The 19,746-nt window shown below is 36.8% G+C and carries 16 protein-coding genes; 15 read left to right on the top strand and 1 reads right to left on the bottom strand.

Annotated features, from left to right (window positions below):
* Positions 1-65 precede the first annotated feature (65 nt).
* The 4 genes from V2145_RS16450 (at position 66) to V2145_RS16435 (ending at position 4,265) form a co-directional block, all read left to right on the top strand.
* Positions 66-1,346 (top strand): cation:dicarboxylate symporter family transporter, encoded by a 1,281-nt coding sequence (locus V2145_RS16450; RefSeq protein ID WP_094912639.1) that lies wholly within the window; start codon positions 66-68, stop codon positions 1,344-1,346.
* A 236-nt stretch (positions 1,347-1,582) separates the two neighbouring features.
* Positions 1,583-2,614 (top strand): sporulation integral membrane protein YtvI, encoded by a 1,032-nt coding sequence (ytvI, locus tag V2145_RS16445; protein ID WP_094912640.1) that lies wholly within the window; start codon positions 1,583-1,585, stop codon positions 2,612-2,614.
* Between the two features lie 188 nt (positions 2,615-2,802).
* The gene (locus V2145_RS16440; RefSeq protein WP_094912641.1) at positions 2,803-3,402 is read left to right on the top strand and encodes a DedA family protein; all 600 of its coding nucleotides are present in this window, start codon (positions 2,803-2,805) and stop codon (positions 3,400-3,402) included.
* Positions 3,403-3,464: 62 nt separating this feature from the next.
* Positions 3,465-4,265 (top strand): EcsC family protein, encoded by an 801-nt coding sequence (locus V2145_RS16435; RefSeq protein ID WP_094912642.1) that lies wholly within the window; start codon positions 3,465-3,467, stop codon positions 4,263-4,265.
* Positions 4,266-4,353: 88 nt separating this feature from the next.
* On the opposite strand, the gene V2145_RS16430 is transcribed toward V2145_RS16435, so the two are convergent.
* Complete coding sequence (locus tag V2145_RS16430; RefSeq protein WP_094912643.1) at positions 4,354-5,802, bottom strand: GntP family permease; 1,449 nt, start codon at positions 5,800-5,802, stop codon at positions 4,354-4,356.
* Positions 5,803-6,118: 316 nt separating this feature from the next.
* Between V2145_RS16430 and V2145_RS16425 the strand changes: the two genes are divergently transcribed.
* The 11 genes from V2145_RS16425 to V2145_RS16375 all read left to right on the top strand — a co-directional run bounded on the left by V2145_RS16425 (position 6,119) and on the right by V2145_RS16375 (position 19,721).
* Positions 6,119-7,531, top strand: a complete 1,413-nt coding sequence (locus V2145_RS16425; RefSeq protein WP_222582590.1) for a sigma-54 interaction domain-containing protein — start codon at positions 6,119-6,121, stop codon at positions 7,529-7,531.
* Positions 7,532-7,695: 164 nt separating this feature from the next.
* A complete protein-coding gene (locus V2145_RS16420) occupies positions 7,696-9,246 on the top strand; it encodes a hypothetical protein (RefSeq protein WP_311859462.1) in 1,551 nt (516 codons plus the stop codon).
* Between the two features lie 153 nt (positions 9,247-9,399).
* Positions 9,400-10,398 (top strand): biotin synthase BioB, encoded by a 999-nt coding sequence (gene bioB, locus V2145_RS16415; RefSeq protein ID WP_311859460.1) that lies wholly within the window; start codon positions 9,400-9,402, stop codon positions 10,396-10,398.
* A 288-nt stretch (positions 10,399-10,686) separates the two neighbouring features.
* Positions 10,687-11,229: a glycerol-3-phosphate responsive antiterminator gene (locus V2145_RS16410; RefSeq protein ID WP_397428378.1), complete on the top strand. Its 543-nt coding sequence runs from the start codon at positions 10,687-10,689 to the stop codon at positions 11,227-11,229.
* 37 nt (positions 11,230-11,266) lie between these two features.
* Positions 11,267-12,388 (top strand): ABC transporter ATP-binding protein, encoded by a 1,122-nt coding sequence (locus V2145_RS16405; protein ID WP_094912648.1) that lies wholly within the window; start codon positions 11,267-11,269, stop codon positions 12,386-12,388.
* Entirely contained in the window at positions 12,385-13,314 is a 930-nt protein-coding gene (locus V2145_RS16400) for a carbohydrate ABC transporter permease (protein ID WP_131888548.1), read from the top strand. Before V2145_RS16405 ends, V2145_RS16400 begins: the two co-directional genes overlap by 4 nt.
* Positions 13,311-14,123, top strand: coding sequence for a carbohydrate ABC transporter permease (locus V2145_RS16395; protein WP_094912650.1), 813 nt, complete (start codon positions 13,311-13,313; stop codon positions 14,121-14,123). The genes V2145_RS16400 and V2145_RS16395 overlap by 4 nt, the downstream gene beginning before the upstream one ends.
* Positions 14,124-14,136: 13 nt before the next feature.
* Positions 14,137-15,477 carry an ABC transporter substrate-binding protein gene (locus V2145_RS16390; RefSeq protein WP_094912651.1) on the top strand — a complete coding sequence of 447 codons (1,341 nt, stop codon included), beginning with the start codon at positions 14,137-14,139 and terminating at the stop codon, positions 15,475-15,477.
* Between the two features lie 68 nt (positions 15,478-15,545).
* Entirely contained in the window at positions 15,546-16,274 is a 729-nt protein-coding gene (locus V2145_RS16385) for a glycerophosphodiester phosphodiesterase (RefSeq protein ID WP_094912652.1), read from the top strand.
* 395 nt (positions 16,275-16,669) lie between these two features.
* On the top strand, positions 16,670-17,545 hold the full coding sequence (locus tag V2145_RS16380; protein WP_094912653.1) for a cation diffusion facilitator family transporter: 876 nt from the start codon (positions 16,670-16,672) through the stop codon (positions 17,543-17,545).
* A gap of 154 nt (positions 17,546-17,699) precedes the next feature.
* Positions 17,700-19,721, top strand: a complete 2,022-nt coding sequence (locus tag V2145_RS16375; protein ID WP_094912654.1) for a methyl-accepting chemotaxis protein — start codon at positions 17,700-17,702, stop codon at positions 19,719-19,721.
* The last annotated feature ends 25 nt before the right edge of the window (positions 19,722-19,746 follow it).

Below are 19,746 nucleotides of genomic sequence, written 5' to 3'. Positions count from 1 at the left end.
AAGAATGGTCTTTTCTTAATTTTCAGAAAAAATAAAATCGCTTTACAACAGAGAGGAGAGCACATATGAAAAAATTGCGGTTTGGCATGGCAACACAAATTTTTGTTGGTTTAATTTTAGGTATTTTAGTTGGTGTTATTTGGTTTAATGATCCAAGAGTAGCAACGTACTTACAACCTCTGGGCGACTTATTCTTACGCCTGATTAAAATGATTGTTATTCCAATTGTTATTTCAAGCTTAATTGTTGGTATTGCTGGTGCTGGTAATGGTAAGCAAGTTGGTCGATTAGGCGCTAAAACAATCGTTTATTTTGAAGTTATTACAACATTTGCAATTATCATAGGCGTGTTGTTGGCTAATGCTTTTCAACCAGGTGTGGGAGTAGATATTGAATCTGCACAAAAGACGGATATTAATCAGTACGTAGAGACAAGCGAAGAACAAAGTGAAAAAACTGTTGCAGAAACGTTCCTTCATATTGTTCCTACGAACTTTTTCCAATCACTAGTAGAAGGTGACATGTTAGCAATTATTTTCTTCTCCGTACTGTTTGGATTAGGAGTGGCAGCAATAGGAGAACGTGGAAAGCCGGTTTTAAATTTCTTTGATGGTGTTTCACATGCGATGTTCCATGTTGTTAATATGGTGATGAAAGTTGCTCCTATCGGGGTCTTTGCTCTAATTGGTGTAACTGTTTCTAAGTTTGGTTTAGAATCATTAATGTCGCTAGCGAAACTTGTTATTCTAGTTCACGCTGGTTTACTATTCTTCTTAATTGTGGTTTTAGGAGCGGTTGCGAAATGGGCTGGCGTAAATATCTTTACATTAATGCGTTATTTAAAAGATGAATTACTGTTAGCATATAGTACATCAAGTTCAGAAACGGTATTACCTCGTATTATGGGCAAATTAGAAAAAATGGGATGTCCAAAAGCTATTGTATCGTTTGTCATCCCAATTGGTTATACGTTTAACTTAGATGGATCTGTGCTGTATCAAGCAATTGCCGCTATTTTCTTGGCACAGGTTTATGGAATTGACTTAACAATTGTGGAACAGCTAACGCTAATCTTAGTGCTTATGATTACTTCAAAAGGGATGGCAGCCGTTCCAGGAACATCATTTGTTGTATTATTAGCAACGTTAGGTACGATTGGAATTCCGGCAGAAGGTCTGGCATTCATCGCTGGTGTGGATCGAATTATGGATATGGCTCGTACCGTTGTAAACTTAATGGGTAACACAATTGCAGGAATTGTTATGTCTAAGTCTGAAGGCAAGTACAATCCTATAAAAGCTAATGAAGTGATGAAAGAGGCGAAAGCGGCTAAAGTAGCTAGCTAATGCAGCTTGTAATCTCGTAATAATGCTTAATGCATAAGGCTACTTACTGGTTCTATTTTTATGAACAGGTAAGTAGCTTTTTTGATAATTTTTTGATTAGTTCTTTATTAATAAAGAAATTAAACCTATAATTATAATATGTAACAACAGGTATGTTTTTAAATAAACAAGCTGAGCCTGCTCTAGTATAGGGCATGTGAGTGAATTTAGGAAGAAAGCGTGGGAGGCATTTACATATGTGGAAGAAGCGCATAGCAATTATTGTATCAATTATTGCAGCTTGTTTTTTAATTCCTTATAGCTTACCAATTGTCTTTGCTTTGTTAACGGCAATTGTTCTAGAAGGCCTTATTCAAAAGTTGCAGCACTCTTTGAAGTTTAATCGAATCTATGCTGTATTAGTAGCGTTTTTATTATATGTTGTATCCATAACATTGATTGGTTTCTTTATTATTCGTACAATTGTAACGCAAGTAGTAGCTCTCTCAAAAGTCACGCCTTCTTTTGTAAAAGAGCTTTACGAAACGACAATTTATCCTAATATTATTAAGTGGAAATATTATTCAAATGCTCTTCCTACAGAAGTCATTTCATCTATTGAAAATGCAATTGAAAGCACTATTAATTCGTTGGATACACTATTAAAGGGAACCGTTGAGTTAATTATTAGCTTTGCTGCAACAGTTCCAGGCTTCTTGTTGGAATTTCTAATTTATTTAGTTGCTTTAGTGTTCATTAGTTTAGAGTTACCAAATATTAAAGAGAAAATAAAATCGTTCTTAACAGATGAAACGAAATATAAAACAAAAATTGTTATTACGCAGCTGATGCAAGCTGGTGTTGGATTTATTAAAGCTCAGATTGTATTGAGTCTTTTAACATTTGTGATGGCTTATGTTGGGCTATGGTTATTAAATGTACCATACACAGCTTTATTGAGCCTGTTAATTGTTATTGTTGATATTCTACCAATCTTAGGAACAGGTTCTGTTCTAGTCCCATGGGGAATATTTGCTTTAACTCAAGGTCAAGATTCACTGGCAATCGGCCTATTTATTTTATTTGGAGTCATTACGGTTGTTCGACGAGTTGTAGAGCCGAAAGTATTCTCAACAAATATGGGAATTTCTCCTTTAGCTGCGTTAATCAGCTTATATATAGGATTTAAACTATTAGGGTTTATTGGACTGTTCCTAGGTCCAGCACTTGTCATCTTATATGATGCGCTTCGGAAAGTTGGAGTCATCCAAATTAACTTTAAAATTTAGGCACTAGCTATCTAGTGTCTATTTTTATTGAAACTTTTTAGAGAAGAAATCGTAAATTACTTAGACTGACAGCATTCGTTCTTTTTTTACTTTTCAATTACAGGGGATTAATATACAATTATGACTTGTGAAGCTTTAAAATATCACGTTTTGTCATAGAGTAATCAGTTAACTGAGGAGGAAGTCGTTTGTTAGAAACAGTTGTTTTGTCATTAGTAGAAGCGCTTAAGCAGCTTTCATATTTCGGGGTTATCTTAGCGCTAACGTTTGAATTTGTCCCAGCAGAGCTTGTTTTGCCACTTGTGGGATATTGGGTATATCAAGGTGATATGAACCTTTATTTAGCTATTTTAGCAGGAACAATTGGAGGAGTGTTTGGACCATTAACGCTTTACGCTCTTGGTCGCTATGGCGGACGTCCTCTTGTTTTAAAATATGGAAAGTACTTTCTAGTGAAAGAGAAGGAAATCGATGCAGCTGATCGGTTCTTTGATAAATATGGAGCAGGAGTAGCTTTCTTTGGACGCTTTATTCCTGGCGTACGTACAGCTATCTCGCTTCCTTGTGGAATGGCAAAAATGAACGTTTGGCAGTTCTCAATTTATACGTTTGTAGCGATGCTGCCAATTACGGCTCTTTACGTGTATCTTGGTTATAAGTTAGGTCCGAAATGGGAAGATGTTGGACCGATTGTTTCTCAATATATGCAACCGATTGGAATTGGTCTGTTAATTATCATCGTTGTGTTTTTTATATTTAAATATGTGAAAAAGAAGCAAAAGGCATAAGAAGAATGAAAGCGTCCAGTACATTATTTGTCTGGGCGCTTTATATAGAAAGGGGAATGTGTGTGGAGACACGGGAACAGCTAGCAAAGGAGCTAAAAAAGGTTGAAAAGTGGGAAAAAAGTCAAAAAGGCTTGTTTTTTTGGGAGAAGCTGCTTCGCTTACCCTTTGCGGCTCTTGATAAAGTAACCCCTAAATTTATTCATGCAAAAATAGAAAAGCTCCTTGATGAAGTTGCTAAATACATTGATAATGGTGGACAATATTTAGCAAATACGTCCGCTACGTTAGAAAAGGCATCTAAGCGCTTAGAAGAAAAAGAGTTAACATTAACAGACATTCAGCAGCTATCTATTCAAGAGATGGATGAATTAGCAAATGCTTTTGTAGCAACACGTCAAAAAAATGCTCAAATCCAAGGCGCTACAACAGGCATCGGTGGTATTTTCACTTTGGCTATTGATGTTCCATTTGTCTTAGGTTTAACACTTAAAACTCTGCAAGAGGTTGCTGTTGCTTATGGTTATGATCCAACAAAGCAAGAAGAACGCGTCTTTATGGTAAAGTGTATGCAATTCTCATCTTCTGATATTGTTGGTAAACAAGCAATTTTAGAAGAATTGGCAGAAGGTAAACGTGCACAAAGCTTATCGCAGCTTCAAGGTTGGAGAGAGGTATTTACAACTTATCGAGACAACTGGGGATGGAAAAAGCTTTTTCAAATGATTCCTATAGCAGGTATGATTTTCGGTGCTTATGTGAATAAGCAGGCGATTGGAGACATTGGAGAAATAGGGACTATGCTTTATCGTAAACGCCGCATCTTAGAACGATTAGAGCAAGAAAAGAATTTACAAGAGTCATAATAAGACATTTCCTGCGAAATAACATTATTTCTAGGGAAATATGTCGACAAAGAAGCACCCTTGTTTTATAGAAAGGATGCTTCTTTGTTTATACAATACCGAAGAATGTGTAAAGTGCAATGATTACAAAAACTGCTAACGTCTTAATAATTGTAATAGCGAAAATATCTCGATACGCTTGACGATGCGTTAAGCCAGTTACTGCAAGAAGCGTAATAACAGCACCGTTATGTGGAAGTGTATCCATACCACCTGATGCCATTGAAATAACGCGGTGCATTACTTCAGGTGGTATATTGAATTGATTGATTGCTGCTAAGTATTTTTCAGACATAGCGCTTAAAGCAATGCCCATTCCTCCTGATGCAGATCCTGTTATACCAGCCAATGTTGTTGTTGTTACAGCACCGTTAACAAGTGGATTTGTAAATGTCTCAGAAATTCCTTTACTAATAACACCGAACCCTGGAAGAGCAGCAATAACGCCTCCAAAACCATATTCAGCACCTGTGTTCATGGAAGCTAACAACGCGCCGCTGATACTTGTATTAAGACCTGCTTGAAAGTTTACTTTTACTTTTTTCCAATCATATAGCAGTGTGGCAATAATTCCTACTACTAGAGCCATTTGAACCGACCAAATAGCAAGTACAGATGAAAGCTCAACTTTTCCAAAGGATTCAAGACCAATGGCAGCAAAATCAAAACCATTTGGATACCAAACAGGCAGAGCCATTGTAAATACTTTATTCATAACTCCTACTAGAATTAGAGGTACAAACGCTAGGATTTGACGAGACATGGTTGGTTTTTCATTTTTCGTACTTGTTTCTTCTTCTCCTATTGTTATATCATTTTCTAACTTCTCAGCCGCAGCTGCGGTTTCGTGGCCAAAGCCATAATAACCTTCACCAGCAGCTTCTGCTTTTTTACGGCGACCTTCTAAATATTTTAGCCCAACAAACAAAACAAAGATAGCGCCAATGATACCTAGCATTGGTGCAGCATAAATATCTGTTTTAAAGAAAGTAGTTGGAATAACGTTTTGAATTTGTGGAGTACCTGGCAAAGCATCCATTGTAAAAGTGAAAGCACCTAATGCAATGGTTCCTGGAATAAGTCTTTTAGGAATGTTTGCTTCTCGAAATAGATTAGCTGCAAATGGATAAATAGCAAACACAACAACAAATAAGCTAACTCCACTATAGGTTAAAATTGCTCCCATAATGACAATGGCTAAAATTGCTCGTTTTGCACCAACAACTTGTACAATTGTTTTAGCAATGGTTTCAGCCAATCCTGACATTTCAACGACTTTACCAAAAATCGCACCTAATAAGAAAACTGGAAAATATAGCTTAATAAACCCTACCATTTTTTCCATGAAAATATTTGAGAAAAAAGGCAACACGTAACTTGGCTCAGTTAGTACAACAGCAAAAAGTGCACAGATTGGCGCAAATAGAATAACTGAAAATCCACGATATGCGACAAACATTAAAAGACTAAGTGATAAAAGGATAATAACTAGTTCCATTTCAAATCCCCCCTATAGCGTTCTTTACTTTATCGAACCAATATAATCCTCCTTTTTACACGAAAAAATGTAAGCGTTTACTTAAATAAGTATAATTGCAAGATTCGTGCCAACTTCTAAAAATTAGACAAAGCCAAACAAAATCGGGATTCTTGAATAGAAATATGGAGAAATGTAATTGGTATTTCCGTAAAAACGGAATAAAAAAGAGTGTTACTTCCAAAAATCCGGAAAAATCCGTTTTTCCGGAATAAAAGCAATTGCATAAGGAGAGTTTGGTATAATAGGTAATAGAAGTGTGTACATAGGAGGAAAGATGGTGGCTCATAAAAATCGAATTCCTGATAAATGGTTTGAAGAGATTTTAAATGTAGCAACAGAATGGATTGTTGTAGTAAATGTTCAGGGGAAAATCCTTTATATAAATAAAGCTTACTGTGAGTTTTTACATACGACAGTTGAACAAGCAATTGGACGTTCTGTTCAAGAAGTAATTGAAAACTCGAGAATGCATATTGTTACTCAAACGGGTCAAGCAGAAGTAGCTAGCATTCATTTTATTAAAGGGAATGAAATGATTGCAAACAGATATCCTTTATATGTAGACAATGAATTGGTTGGAGCTGTAGGAACGGTAATGTTTCGGAATGCTAAAGATTGGCTAGCTTATTCTGAAAAAGTACAGCCTCTATTAGAAGAACTGAATTATTATAAGAAAAAGCTTGAACACGAGTCAGAGAGTAAATATAGTTTTCAAGATCTTATCGGAGATAATAAACAATTTCTTTTTGCTAAACAATTAGCCGAGCGAGTAGCCAACAGTAAGTCAGCGGTACTACTATTAGGAGAATCTGGGACTGGAAAAGAGTTATTTGCTCACGCGATTCATCAAGCGAGCTCCAGGTGCTTTTTTCCATTTGTTCGAGTAAATTGTGCATCCATTCCAGAGCAGCTCTTAGAATCTGAACTATTTGGATATGAAGAAGGTGCATTTACAGGTGCGCGTAGAGGAGGAAAAAAAGGAAAATTTGAGTTGGCTCATAGAGGTACGCTTTTTTTAGATGAAGTAGGTGATATGCCCCTACAAATGCAAAGTAAGCTACTGCGTGTTGTGCAAGAAAAAGAGCTTGAAAGAGTTGGCGGCCAAAAAACCATTGATATTGATGTACGAATTATTGCCGCTACCCATCGTAACTTGGAAGAAATGGTCGAAAAGGGTGAGTTTCGAGAAGATTTATATTATCGCTTAAATGTTATTAAAGTAGATATCCCACCTCTTCGTGAGCGAAAAGAAGATCTATCTCAAATTGCTTACGTACTGTTAAAAAAGCTAGAACAGCATTTTCATCGCCATAATCTTGAATTATCAAATGAGGTGTTAAAGCAATTACAAAAACATTCGTGGCCTGGCAATATACGCGAGTTAGAAAATGTTTTGGAAAGAGCTGTTAATATCTTAGATGGTCAAACGATTCTCTTATCTCACTTACCTTTATATCTTCAAGATCTAGAAGGACACAACCAAGATATAAAACATGAAATCAATGGCTTGGTGACAGTAGAAAACGCTAATGTGCAACCATTAAAAGATGTGGTGGCGCGAGCGGAAAAAGAAGCAATAGAGAAAGCTTTAAAAAGTACGGATGGAAATAAACAGCAAGCGGCTAAGCTTTTAGAAATTGGTAAAACAAGCTTTTACGATAAATGTAAGCGATATGGAATTGATTAAAAGCATGATGCGCATAAGTATCATGCTTGTTTTGTTTAAAGCAAAAAAGTACTTTTATTTCGTTAGTTATTTACCATTGAGGGAAAGTAATTTTACACATAAAATAAAACTAATAAAAAAGTAATGGAATAGATTGTATACGCTTACAAAAAGGTGGCAAGAAAATGGCTGTAAAACAATATTTGGACTTTCAAGTTATTAAATCACCAACCATGCATGTTCTATTAGATGAAACAAATGAAAACGGTATTCATTTGGTAAAAGTAAAGGTAAAAAATAATCATGCGGCTACAGGGGCAAAATTATCGTTAGAATGGACAAATCCATGTACGGATATTCATGGGTGTTGGTTATTTAATCAGTCTCGTATACGTTTTGATGACCAGAGTATGAGGAAACTACCACACCTTAATAGCTTTTATAATGATCGAGGTGAAAATCGTTATAGTGTAACCTGTTCAGATACATCAAGACATGCTGCTCTTTTTATGACTTTTAATCAAGAGAAAATGGAAATGAACTTCAGCTTTCAGGTGGAAATACCTTTTAATAATGAAGAATATGAGTGCGAAATTCGCATCGACACGCGAGATATTCCATATGAACAGTCTCTAGTAGAGCTAAAAGAATGGCATGAAACTAAAGGAAATGTGTTTGCTCACTTTTTAAAAAAGCATGTATCTTCACCCACCTATGTATGTACAGATTCCTTTCCTTCAGAAATCCAAGAAATTGAAGAAAATGTATATATAGCTAGACAGCTTGGTTTTGAACGAATTGTTGCTGAAGTCTCGTATGAACTGGTAGAAGGTCTGTTAGGAGACAGAGAACAAGATACGGCCATTCAAAAGCATATTGCGTACATTCATCAAATGGAGTTAGACTACACATTGTCTGTTTATCTCACCAATGAACAGTTTAGTACGAGGAGACGACATATTTTAGCTCATATGCAACAACTCTTAGATAAGTGGAAGTTTGATCGAATAGAGATTCGAGTACAAGCGAGTTCTGATTGTGACGACACGGAACATATGGTTTATCGTTTACTACAGCATATTACAAGCCTTCAAAAAGGAAGGCAAGTTTTAGAGGTTGGCTGCTTTGTGGTTAATAATCAATCGCCTCATTATAGTTTTCCCTCTTCTTTCATGATGAGTGATCGAGCAACAGAACGACTACATATAAAAAACTTGCGGCATTTGTATCCCAATCAGTCCATTCAATCACCGATTATTCAATGGCATGAAAACGAAAGCGTAGAAAATGCCTCGCTCTATTTTATTAACACATTATTTGCGGTGCCGCATGTTAGTATTAGCTTAAAACATTTAAGCTATGAACATTCACAGCTACTATCCTATTGGATTACATTTTGGAAGGAACACTGCAACCTTCTAAACGTTAAAAAGATAAGAGCTACCTCAGCTCAGATGAATGCGGCCATGAGCGTAGAACATGAGCATGAAAGCTTAGTAGTGCGCTACGACTCTACTGCTATTCAGTTAAAGAAAGATAATCACTTATGTACGATTGTGAACGGGTCGGAAGAAGAGACGATAATTGTAAAGTTAACAGCTGGAATATGGCAAGTAAGGATAGTTAACTGCTTAGGGAAAGTGGTTCATAATGAAAATCAAGCTCTAAGTTCAGGATTTCATACATTCAGATGTCCAAAGTCTGGCGTTATTCAACTAGTTAGAAGGGATTTATAAATAAGGTAGTTTTGCAGGTAACTTTTAAAGGTACCTGCTTTTTTTATAATCATCCAAATGTAAACTTATTATAATATTTTGTTGACATTTATCTATGGAAAATGTTAACTTTTATTTCATATAGATTAACATATTTAGAGGGAGGGAATTGCCGTGAAAGCAGCCTATATAAAAGATTGGGGCAAGCTGGCTACTCAGATTATTGAAGAGGGATATGTACTAACAAAAGAAGAAGCCCAACAAATATTAGCTATTCCAGATGAACAAATTTTAAGCATTATGAATGCTGCTTATCAGATTAGACACCACTACTATGGACGGAAAGTAAAGTTAAATATGATTATTAATACAAAGTCGGGACTTTGTCCGGAAGATTGTGGTTACTGTTCACAGTCTATTATTTCAGAGGCTCCGATTGATAAGTATGCTTGGTTAACGCAAGAAAAAATTGTTGAAGGTGCGTTTGAAGCAAAGCGCCGGAAAGCGGGTACATACTGTATTGTGGCGTCAGGGCGTCGTCCAACCGATAGAGAAGTAGAACACGTTATTGGTGCTGTGAAACAGATTCGTGAAGAAACGAACTTGAAAATTTGTGCCTGTCTAGGCTTTTTGAATGATGATCAGGCTTCCAGACTAGTAGATGCAGGCGTACATCGCTACAACCATAACTTGAATACACATGCTGATCATTATGATGAAATTTGTTCTACACATGGTTATGAAGATCGGGTTGATACGGTGCAAAAGTCAAAACAAGCGGGATTATCTCCTTGTTCCGGTGCTATTTTTGGAATGGGTGAAACGGACGAGCAGCGAGTAGATATAGCTTTTGAGATAAATAGATTAGATGCAGATTCTATTCCTTGTAACTTCTTAGTTGCAGTACCAGGCACACCATTAGAGAACCAAAAATCTCTTACACCGATGCAGTGTTTAAAGATTTTAGCCATGATGCGATTTGTTAATCCGACAAAGGAAATTCGCATTTCGGGTGGACGAGAAATCAACCTTCGTTCATTACAGCCACTAGGATTATTTGCTGCTAATTCTATCTTTGTTGGAGACTATCTAACAACAGAAGGACAAGAACCGACGTCGGATTGGCAGATTATCGAAGACTTAGGGTTTGAAATTGAAGAGTGTGCACTATAAAAAGCAGCGATTACATTTTTGTAATCGCTCTTTTTTTTGTTTACAAAACATCTACTCCCTCTTTACAAAACTATACACTTTCTTCACAGTTCCTTTATATGGACGAGCTAAGATAATAACTGTGAAAGACAAGTGAATAGATAATTGGTTATGAATAAGAGAAGCCATAAAAAAACAATAGAATGAAAGATCTATGCGTTTTTTTATGGCTTTTTGTTTACTCTATCTGAGGTGATTGTAAGCGTGAATATAGTAAGTGAATTTCAATTTTATCTAAATCGAGATCGAATGATTGCATCTGTTAAAACACCCAAGAGTCTAGAACTCTTTTTAGAATCAGATGTAAAAGTAGCTTTTCTTCTTACTGGTAACATTAGCGTCATTAAAAAGTACGTGGAGCTACTTAAGAAACATGACCGCTTTGTATTTTTGCACCTTGAGAAAATCAAGGGAATTAGCTATGACAAGGAAGGGCTAAAATTTATTGCGAAATTCGTGAAGCCTACGGGGATTGTAACCACAAAGAGTTCCCTAATCCAACTTGCAAAAAAAGAAGGATTGATTGCTATTCAGCGTTTGTTTTTAGTGGACACAGATGCGGTAGCAAACGGATTGAAAGTAGTTGAAGAAATTCAGCCAGATGCTCTTGAAGTTATGCCAGCTTTAATACCCGAAATGATTGAAAAGTTAAAATTGAAAACATCTTGTCCCCTTATTACAGGGGGATTAATTCAAAACCAACAACATATTGATCAAGCATTACAGAGTGGAGCAGTAGCTGTATCTACAGGTAAAAATTGGTTGTGGAAGACGCAAAATAGTCATGAATAATTATCTTTGTCCGTAAAGTAAAAAAGGGAGTGATGATATGAAAAGAGTACAGTTACAAAATTTCAAAAAATCGTATGATCAAAAAACAAATGTGATCAGCGACATTAACGTCACGATTGAAGCAGGAGAATTCTTTGTATTAGTTGGCCCGTCTGGATGTGGAAAAAGCACGATGCTTCGAATGATTGCTGGACTTGAAGACATTACAGAAGGCAACTTGTTTATTGGAACAGAAAAAGCAAATCGCTTGTTACCGAGCCAACGAAACTTATCAATGGTATTTCAAAATTATGCATTATATCCGCACTTAACGGTAGAGCAAAACATTACCTTTGGCTTGCACACAAAGAAAATTTCTAAAATAGAGCAAAGAGAGCGCTGTCATGAAGCTGCTGAGCTTTTGGGTCTTGACCAACTTTTGAATCGTAAGCCAAAACAGCTTTCTGGTGGACAGCGTCAGCGTGTTGCTCTAGCACGAGCAATTGTGACGCAGGCACCCATATGTTTAATGGATGAGCCATTATCAAACCTAGATGCGAAGCTTCGTGCCAAAATGAGGTCAGAAATCCGGCAGCTTCAGCGTAAGTTAGGCATCACAATGATTTATGTAACTCATGATCAAACAGAAGCGATGACAATGGCAGATCGCATGATGATTTTAAACGGTGGGCATATCCAACAGGTAGGGAAGCCCTTAGATATTTATAATTCACCTACCAATACGTTCGTTGCTTCATTTATTGGCGGGCCTCCTATGAATTTAGCAACCGTACAAGTGCATTCACATCAGCTTATTTTTGAACAAGGTCAGTCACTTTCATACCCTATGTCTATCGAATTAATGACGGAACATAAGGATTTAATTGTTGGCGTAAGGCCAGAAAAAGTGAAGTTGGCAAAAGGGGAGGAACCGAGCCTTTTAGTAAAGGTTATAAACGTAGAGATCTTAGGAACAGAAACGCTGATCACTTTTACAGTCGGTTCAAGCGAACAATGGATTGCTAAATGGAATGGTCAATGGAATATTGCTGTTGGTGATGAGATTCCGCTTTATATTGATTCAAAAGATATCTTTTTATTTCATTCTGAAACCGGTGAATGCGTGCATCAAGACACAAAGCATATTACGTCACACACGGTTGAGGAGGAGTTAGCATGAGTGCTATCCCGAAGTTATCGAATGCTGAGGCGATAAAACCGAAGCTTGTGTCTAACAAACGTTCATCAATGCTGGAAGGTTTGACTTACTTATTGCCTTCTATCCTTTTATTTAGCGTGTTCCTCTTTTATCCTATGCTTCGCACGCTGTATTTAAGTCTATTTATCACGGATAGTCAAGGTGTGCCCTTACGATTTGTCGGGGTAGATAATTTTGTGAATTTACTATCGAATCCTAATTTCTTGCAAAGTATGAAAGCTACTTTTTTATTTGTTTTATACACGGTACCTATTGGAATTACTCTCGCTTTATTTTTGGCTTTAATTGCTAATGAAAAGTTAAAAGGAATCGGCTTTTTCCGTACGATGTTTTCATCCACAATGGGTATGAGCGTAGCCGCATCATCAGTTATTTGGATGTTTATGTATAATCCTGCTATCGGTATTATAAATAAAGTCCTCAATACGGTAGGTATCCAAGGAGTTCAATGGCTGCTTGATCCAAAGTTTGCGCTCATTGCGGTATCCATTTCAACAGTTTGGATGAACGTTGGTTTTACTTTTTTAATCTTGCTTGGAGGTTTACAAAATATTGATGAAAAGCTTTATGAAAATGCGCAGATTGCAGGTGTGAGCTATTGGTATCAGCTAAGAAAAATAACGATTCCTATGCTATCTCCAACACTATTTTTTATCATTACTGTTTCGTTTATTAACGCATTTCAGACCTTTGGTCAAATCGACATTTTAACAAAAGGTGGTCCGACAGATTCTACAAATGTAATTGTTTACTCTATCTATAAAGATGCGTTTATTAATTACAATGTGGGCTCTGCCAGTGCACAAGCGGTTATCTTATTTTTCTGTATTCTGATTTTAACCATCCTTCAATTTAAACTAGGCGAGAGGAAGGTTCACTATCAATGAGTAAAACAAGAAAGTTTATCACATACACCCTATTGATTACCTCAACTTTTATTATCGTATTTCCTATTTTATACGCCTTTTCCATCAGCTTTATGACGGGAGCACAGGTGTTAGAAGGAAATCTTTTACCAACTTCGTTTACGTTTGAGAACTATCGAGCGGCTTTTGAGCGAGTACCGCTGTTGCATTATTTGCTTAACAGTTTCGTTGTGTCTATTTCCGTTATGCTTGGACAAATAATTGTTTCTAGCCTTGCAGCTTTTGCTTTTGTATTTATCTCATTTAAAGGAAGAGAGGCACTGTTCTTTCTCTTTATCTCTACAATGATGATTCCTTGGGAAGCAACGATGGTTCCAAACTTTTTAACAATTCAAAAGCTTGGTTGGCTGAACAGTCATCTCAGCTTGACTATCCCGTTCTTTGCTTTAGCATTTGGAACATTTTTGTTACGTCAGCAGTTTAAAACGATTCCTCATGAACTTTATGAAGCTTCTCAGGTTGCAGGAATTAGTCGCTTCCGCTTCTTTTGGAATGTTGTACTACCAGTTTCAAAGACAAGCCTGGTTACATTAGGAGTCTATAGTTTTTTAACGACTTGGAACATGTACTTGTGGCCACTTCTTGTTACCAACACTGAAGAGGCACGAACAGTACAAATTGGTTTGAAACAGATGCAAACTCAAGAAATTTCGACGGATTGGGGGGTGGTGATGGCAGCGGTTGTTGTAGTGATTTTACCGACATTATTACTTCTATTCTTAGGACAAAAACGACTTCAAAAAGGTCTCACACAAGGTGCAATTAAATAAGGGAGTGACAATGATGAAAAAATGGTTAGCGATACTGAGTGCTTGTATGTTAATGCTTGTTGCAGCATGTTCAAATTCGAGTAGTGGTTCTGAAGTGCAGGAGACAAAGAAAACAGAAGATGGTAAAACAGAAGTCGTCTTTTGGCATGCTATGAGCGGTGATTTAGAAAAAGTGTTAAATACAATGGTAGATGATTACAATAAGTCACAGGATGAAGTAGAAGTGAAGCCGATGTTTCAGGGAACATATGAAGAGGCATTAACAAAATTTAATACGGTAGCAGGCACAAAAGATGCGCCTTCTGTTATGCAAACATTTGAAGTAGGAACAAAATATATGATTGATAGTGGAAAGGTTCAACCTGTTCAAAAGTTTATTGATGAAGAAAACTATGATACCTCTCAGTGGGAACAAAATATTTCAAGTTATTATCAAGTAGACGGTGAACAGTACTCAATGCCTTTTAACTCGTCAACTCCCGTCCTTGTTTATAATAAAGACGCATTTAAAGAAGCGGGGTTAGATCCCGAAAAAGCACCAACGACTTACGATGAGCTACAAAAAGCAGCGGAAAAATTAACAAAGAAAAAAGGAAATCAAACAACGCAGTACGGATTCTCTATTTTAAATTATGGTTGGTTTTTTGAAGAGTTGGTAGCTGCTCAAGGTGGGTTATATGTTGATAATGAAAATGGCCGCAGCGGTAATGCTGAAAAAGCAGTCTTCAATGGAAAAGAAGGATTGAACGCGTTCAATCTTATTTCAGATATGTATAATGATGGTACATTCTACAATGTAGGACAAAATTGGGATGATATTCGAGCAGCGTTTCAATCAAAGAAAGTTGCTATGTTTTTAGATTCATCCGCAGGTGTCAAAACGTTGATTGATAATGCTCCATTTGAAGTAGGAGTGGCCTATTTACCAGTTCCAAAAGAAGAAGATCGCCAAGGGGTTATCATTGGAGGTGCTTCACTTTGGATGTCTAACGGGATTAGTGAAGAAACACAAAAGGCAACATGGGATTTCATGAAATATCTTGCAACACCTGAAGCTCAGGCAAAATGGCATGTAGAAACAGGCTATTTTGCTATTAATCCTAAAGCATATGAGCAAGATATTGTAAAGAAAGAATGGGAGAAATATCCTCAATTGAAAGTAACGGTTGACCAATTGAGCCAGACAAAGCCGTCTCCAGCAACACAAGGTGCGCTAATTTCTGTTTTCCCAGAATCTCGTCAGAAAATTGTATCGGGGATGGAAAGTTTATATCAAGGTGTGAAACCACAAGAAGCCTTAAATCGAGCAGCGGAAGAGACTAATCGTTCTCTTGAAGCAGCGAATCAAAAATAAGAAATGATATAAGGCCCGTTTAGGAAAAGGTAAGCGGGCTTTTATTCTACATAATAAGGGGAGTCGGTATGAGTCAAAAAACAAAGGTTTATGCCCATAGAGGGTTTAGTAGCAAATTTCCAGAAAATACGATGAGAGCATTTGAAGAAGCTAGGAAGAGAAATGTAAGTGGTATTGAACTAGACGTACAGCTAACAAAAGATGGAGAAGTCGTTGTTATTCATGATGAAGAAATAAATCGAACTACTAATGGCATCGGCTATGTTCAAGACTTTTTCTTAAAGCAAATTATTTTATTTGATGCCGGAACTTGGTTTCATAAGGCGTTTCATCAGGAGGCTATCCCTACGCTTCGAGATGTGTTTGAATGGATAGTTAGTACAAAGAGTGTGCTAACCCTTAATATTGAGCTGAAAAATGATGTGATAGCGTATGAAGGTCTGGAAGAAAAGGTGCTAGAGCTTATAGAAGAGTATGAGCTTGGAAACCAAGTCATTATCTCATCTTTTAACTACAAAAGCTTGATAAAAGTTAGGGATATACATCCACATATTTCACTAGGATTTCTCTTTGAAGGAATTGATAACAAAGCAGTTGAAAAAGCTTTGACCATTCAGGCAAGTGGCCTTCACTGTGAAGCTGAATATGCGTTTTCAGCAGAAGCAAAAAGAGCGAAGGCAGCTGGATTAGAGCTTCGCGTATATACGGTTAACGACAAGCACTTGTTTCTTCAACTGATGAATGAAGGCGTAGATGTTATTATGACTGATGACTTGGAAATAAATAAAAGAATGTAAGTGAATGAAAAAGGCCGTAAACTAACTATTTCAGTTAATGAGATGTCCGAATTGTTGAGAGGTAAATCCTTTTGGTGGTTCGGATATTTTTGTTGGCTTGAAAAATAAGTTAAGAAATTAGTGGAATAGGGGACAGTGTCTGTAGCGCGATAGAACCAATGGTTTCTTACAAACTAACTATTTTAAAAACATCATGACTCGTCTTGGAGACAGAATCATTTAGTCATAGCCTAGCCTCTTTTCAAGTTGCACAAATACAACTTCTTTTCCATAAAACTAAATAGTTTAATAGGCTCTATTTACGTGTTAAGAGTCAACAATGTTTCTATAGACCCACACGAAACTCGTTTGGTACACTAGTTTTGCTCATTTTGTTGAGAAAGGTTGCGAACAGTGTGGAAAATTATTATGAACAAGCTCAAAAAGGTGCATGGGTTAGCATTGTCTCATATATTACATTATCAATTTGTAAATTAGTTATTGCATTTATTGCAGGTTCATCGGCTTTAAAAGCGGATGGTTTAAATAACGTAACGGATATTATCGCTTCAATTGCTGTATTAGTTGGATTGAAAATCTCTCAGAAGCCTCGAGACCACGATCATCCATATGGCCATTCGCGTGCAGAGCATATCGCTTCTTTAATCGCATCGTTTATTATGATGGTTATTGGTTTGCAAGTTCTTGCTGATGCAGGACAATCTATCTTTTTAAAAGAAGTAGAAGCTCCTAATCTATTAGCTGCATGGGTAGGGTTGGCTGCCGCAGCTATTATGTTTTTGGTTTATCGTTATAACATTAAGCTTGCTAATAAGCTAAACAGTCAGTCGCTTCGAGCCGTAGCAAAAGATAATCTATCAGATGCATTAGTCAGCATTGGCGCTGTTATTGGAATTGTTGGCTCTCAGTTTGGATTACCTTGGATCGACTTGGTTGCAGCTATTATTGTTGGATTAATCATTTGTAAAACTGCTGTAGAAATCTTTAAGGAAGCGACGCATTCCTTGACGGACGGGTTTGACCAAGAGCAGTTATTGCATTATAAAGAAGTTATTTCTGAAGTTAACGGCGTAAACGAAGTTCACGATGTGAAAGCCAGAATGCTAGGCAATCACGTTGTTTTAGATGTAACGGTAAAGGTTGACCCCTATTTAGACGTCATTAACAGCCATCAAATTGCTGATAAAATAGAACATATGATGAGCGATGAGTATCAAATTAAAGATACGCTGGTACATATTGAGCCGGATGTATCAAGAAAGTTAACGTGAAAAGAGTGTTTTTCTTTAGGGAAAACACTCTTTTTTCTTTTATCAGAAGTAGATTGTTAGAAAAAAGTACTTGAAAACTCTTCACATTTTCAGATAAGTATCCGTTATAAAAGAGGACAGTGAATTAATGAATGTAATGTAGAAAGGTGAGAGTATGAAAAAATTAAGCACCAAAATGATTCTATTCTTCACATCGATTATCATCATCTTATTATTGCTTGTTTCAGGAATTGTTTATCAATTTACGAAAAAGCAAATTGAACACGATGTGCAGGTACAATCACAAACGCTCGTGGGAGAGCTCAAAACAAATATCGATACTTATTTGAAAATGTATAGTCGTAAAGTAGCTGAGTATAGTGAAAACGACGTACTGGTTAACTTTCTAAAAGAAGAAAAAGAGCCACAAAAAGACAGCTACTTTAGCTGGCAAACGGTCCAAAGGGAATTTCAGCAAGTAAGCGAAAAATATCCAAATATGGCCCTCCAATATATTGGAACTGAAAATAAAGGAATGTACACGGTTCCGACGTTAGAATATGACGCAGATTATGACCCAACTGCTAGACCTTGGTATAAACAAGCAGTTGAAAGTCCTGGAAAAGTTATTTATACAGAACCGTATGAAGATGCATCTACTGGAAAGACGGTAGTAACTATTGCTAAAACAATCGAAGATCCTCAAACAAATCAACGTCTAGGGGTACTAGCAATCGATTTAGAGTTAGATGCTTTAAATTCTATGGTAGCAAAAGCTCAAGTGAATTATGATGGTTACGCTTTTTTATTTGATCAGCAAGGTCTTGTTCTCGTTCATCCAACCGCAACAGGCAATGAGTTGCAAAAAGAAGCGTTTATGGATGACGTTTATGCAAAAGATAAAGACTTTCTTCATTATAAATATAAAGGAGAGAATCGAGTTCTAGCCTTTGAGACAATTGAAGATACAGGATGGAAAATAGGAAATGCCTTTATTTACGATAATATGCTTAGTAGCGCTAAGGAAATCTTTCGTATCATTATGACTATCGCAGCCGTTGGGATTTTATTATCAATTCTCCTAATCTTCTTTATTTCAAAAAGCATGACAAAGCCAATTGTTCGATTAAAAGAAGAAGTGGCAAAAGTGGCAGAGGGAGATTTAACGGTTCATATCCAAACCAAATCTAAAGATGAAATTGGTCAACTAACCAACTTGTTTAACGTGATGGTAGGGCGCAATCGCCAATTGATTGCAGCTGTTCAAGAATCTGTGGAAACAGTCAAGGTTTCTGTGGAAAATTTAAGTGCAGTATCAGAAGAAGCAACAGCATCTAGTGAAGAGATTGGAAGAGCCATTCATGAAATTGCAAGCGGCGCAACGCAGCAGGCTTCTGATGCTGATTCAACTAATCATAAAACGATGAGTTTATCAGCCCAAATTGAGCAGGTAATTGATAAAAATACCAAAATTAATACGTTAACGAGTGAAGCGATTCAAGCAAATACGCATGGTTTACATCAAGTGCAGTCACTGCGTGAACAAACGAATCAGTCTGCTAAAACGATTGAATCAGTTCAAGTTGTTATTAATGAGTTGACAGATAAGATGCAAGAGATTGAATATGTTATTCATACAATTAATGATATTTCAGATCAAACAAACTTACTTGCGTTAAATGCCAGCATTGAAGCTGCTAGAGCAGGAGAACACGGAAAAGGGTTTGCAGTAGTAGCAGAAGAAGTACGTAAGTTGGCTGAACAGTCATCTACTGCAACAGAGAAGGTTCGTTTAACAATTGCCAGCATTCAAAAAGAAGTTGCCATGGCTCGTCAAGAATTTGACCATACAAGAGAGCTATCAGTAGCGCAAGAAGGAGCCGTAGCGGATACAGAGCAATCATTTCGTGATATCGCCCAAAATATTGAACAGGTCGTTACATCTATTCAAGATGTGATGAACAATATGCAGGAAATTGATACTCATAAAGATGGTGTAGTAGCATCGATTCAAAGCATTGCAGCCATCGCGCAACAGTCGGCTGCAGGAACAGAAGAAATTACTGCATCGACTGAAGAGCAAATCCGAGCTATTTCGACTGTATCTGAATCTGCTGAACACCTGCAAGAGCTAAGTGAAGAGCTAATGAAAATGATTCATCAGTTTAAGATTGAAGAGGACATAAAAGGAGAATAAATAGTTAAGAAGCACAGCCTCAGGC

The sequence above is a fragment of the Priestia sp. GS2 genome (assembly GCF_036409025.1).
Taxonomy (GTDB): Bacteria; Bacillota; Bacilli; order Bacillales; family Bacillaceae_H; genus Priestia; species Priestia aryabhattai_A.
The sequence above is the reverse complement of the archived record's forward strand: the minus strand, read 5'-3'. Positions and strand labels throughout refer to the sequence as shown.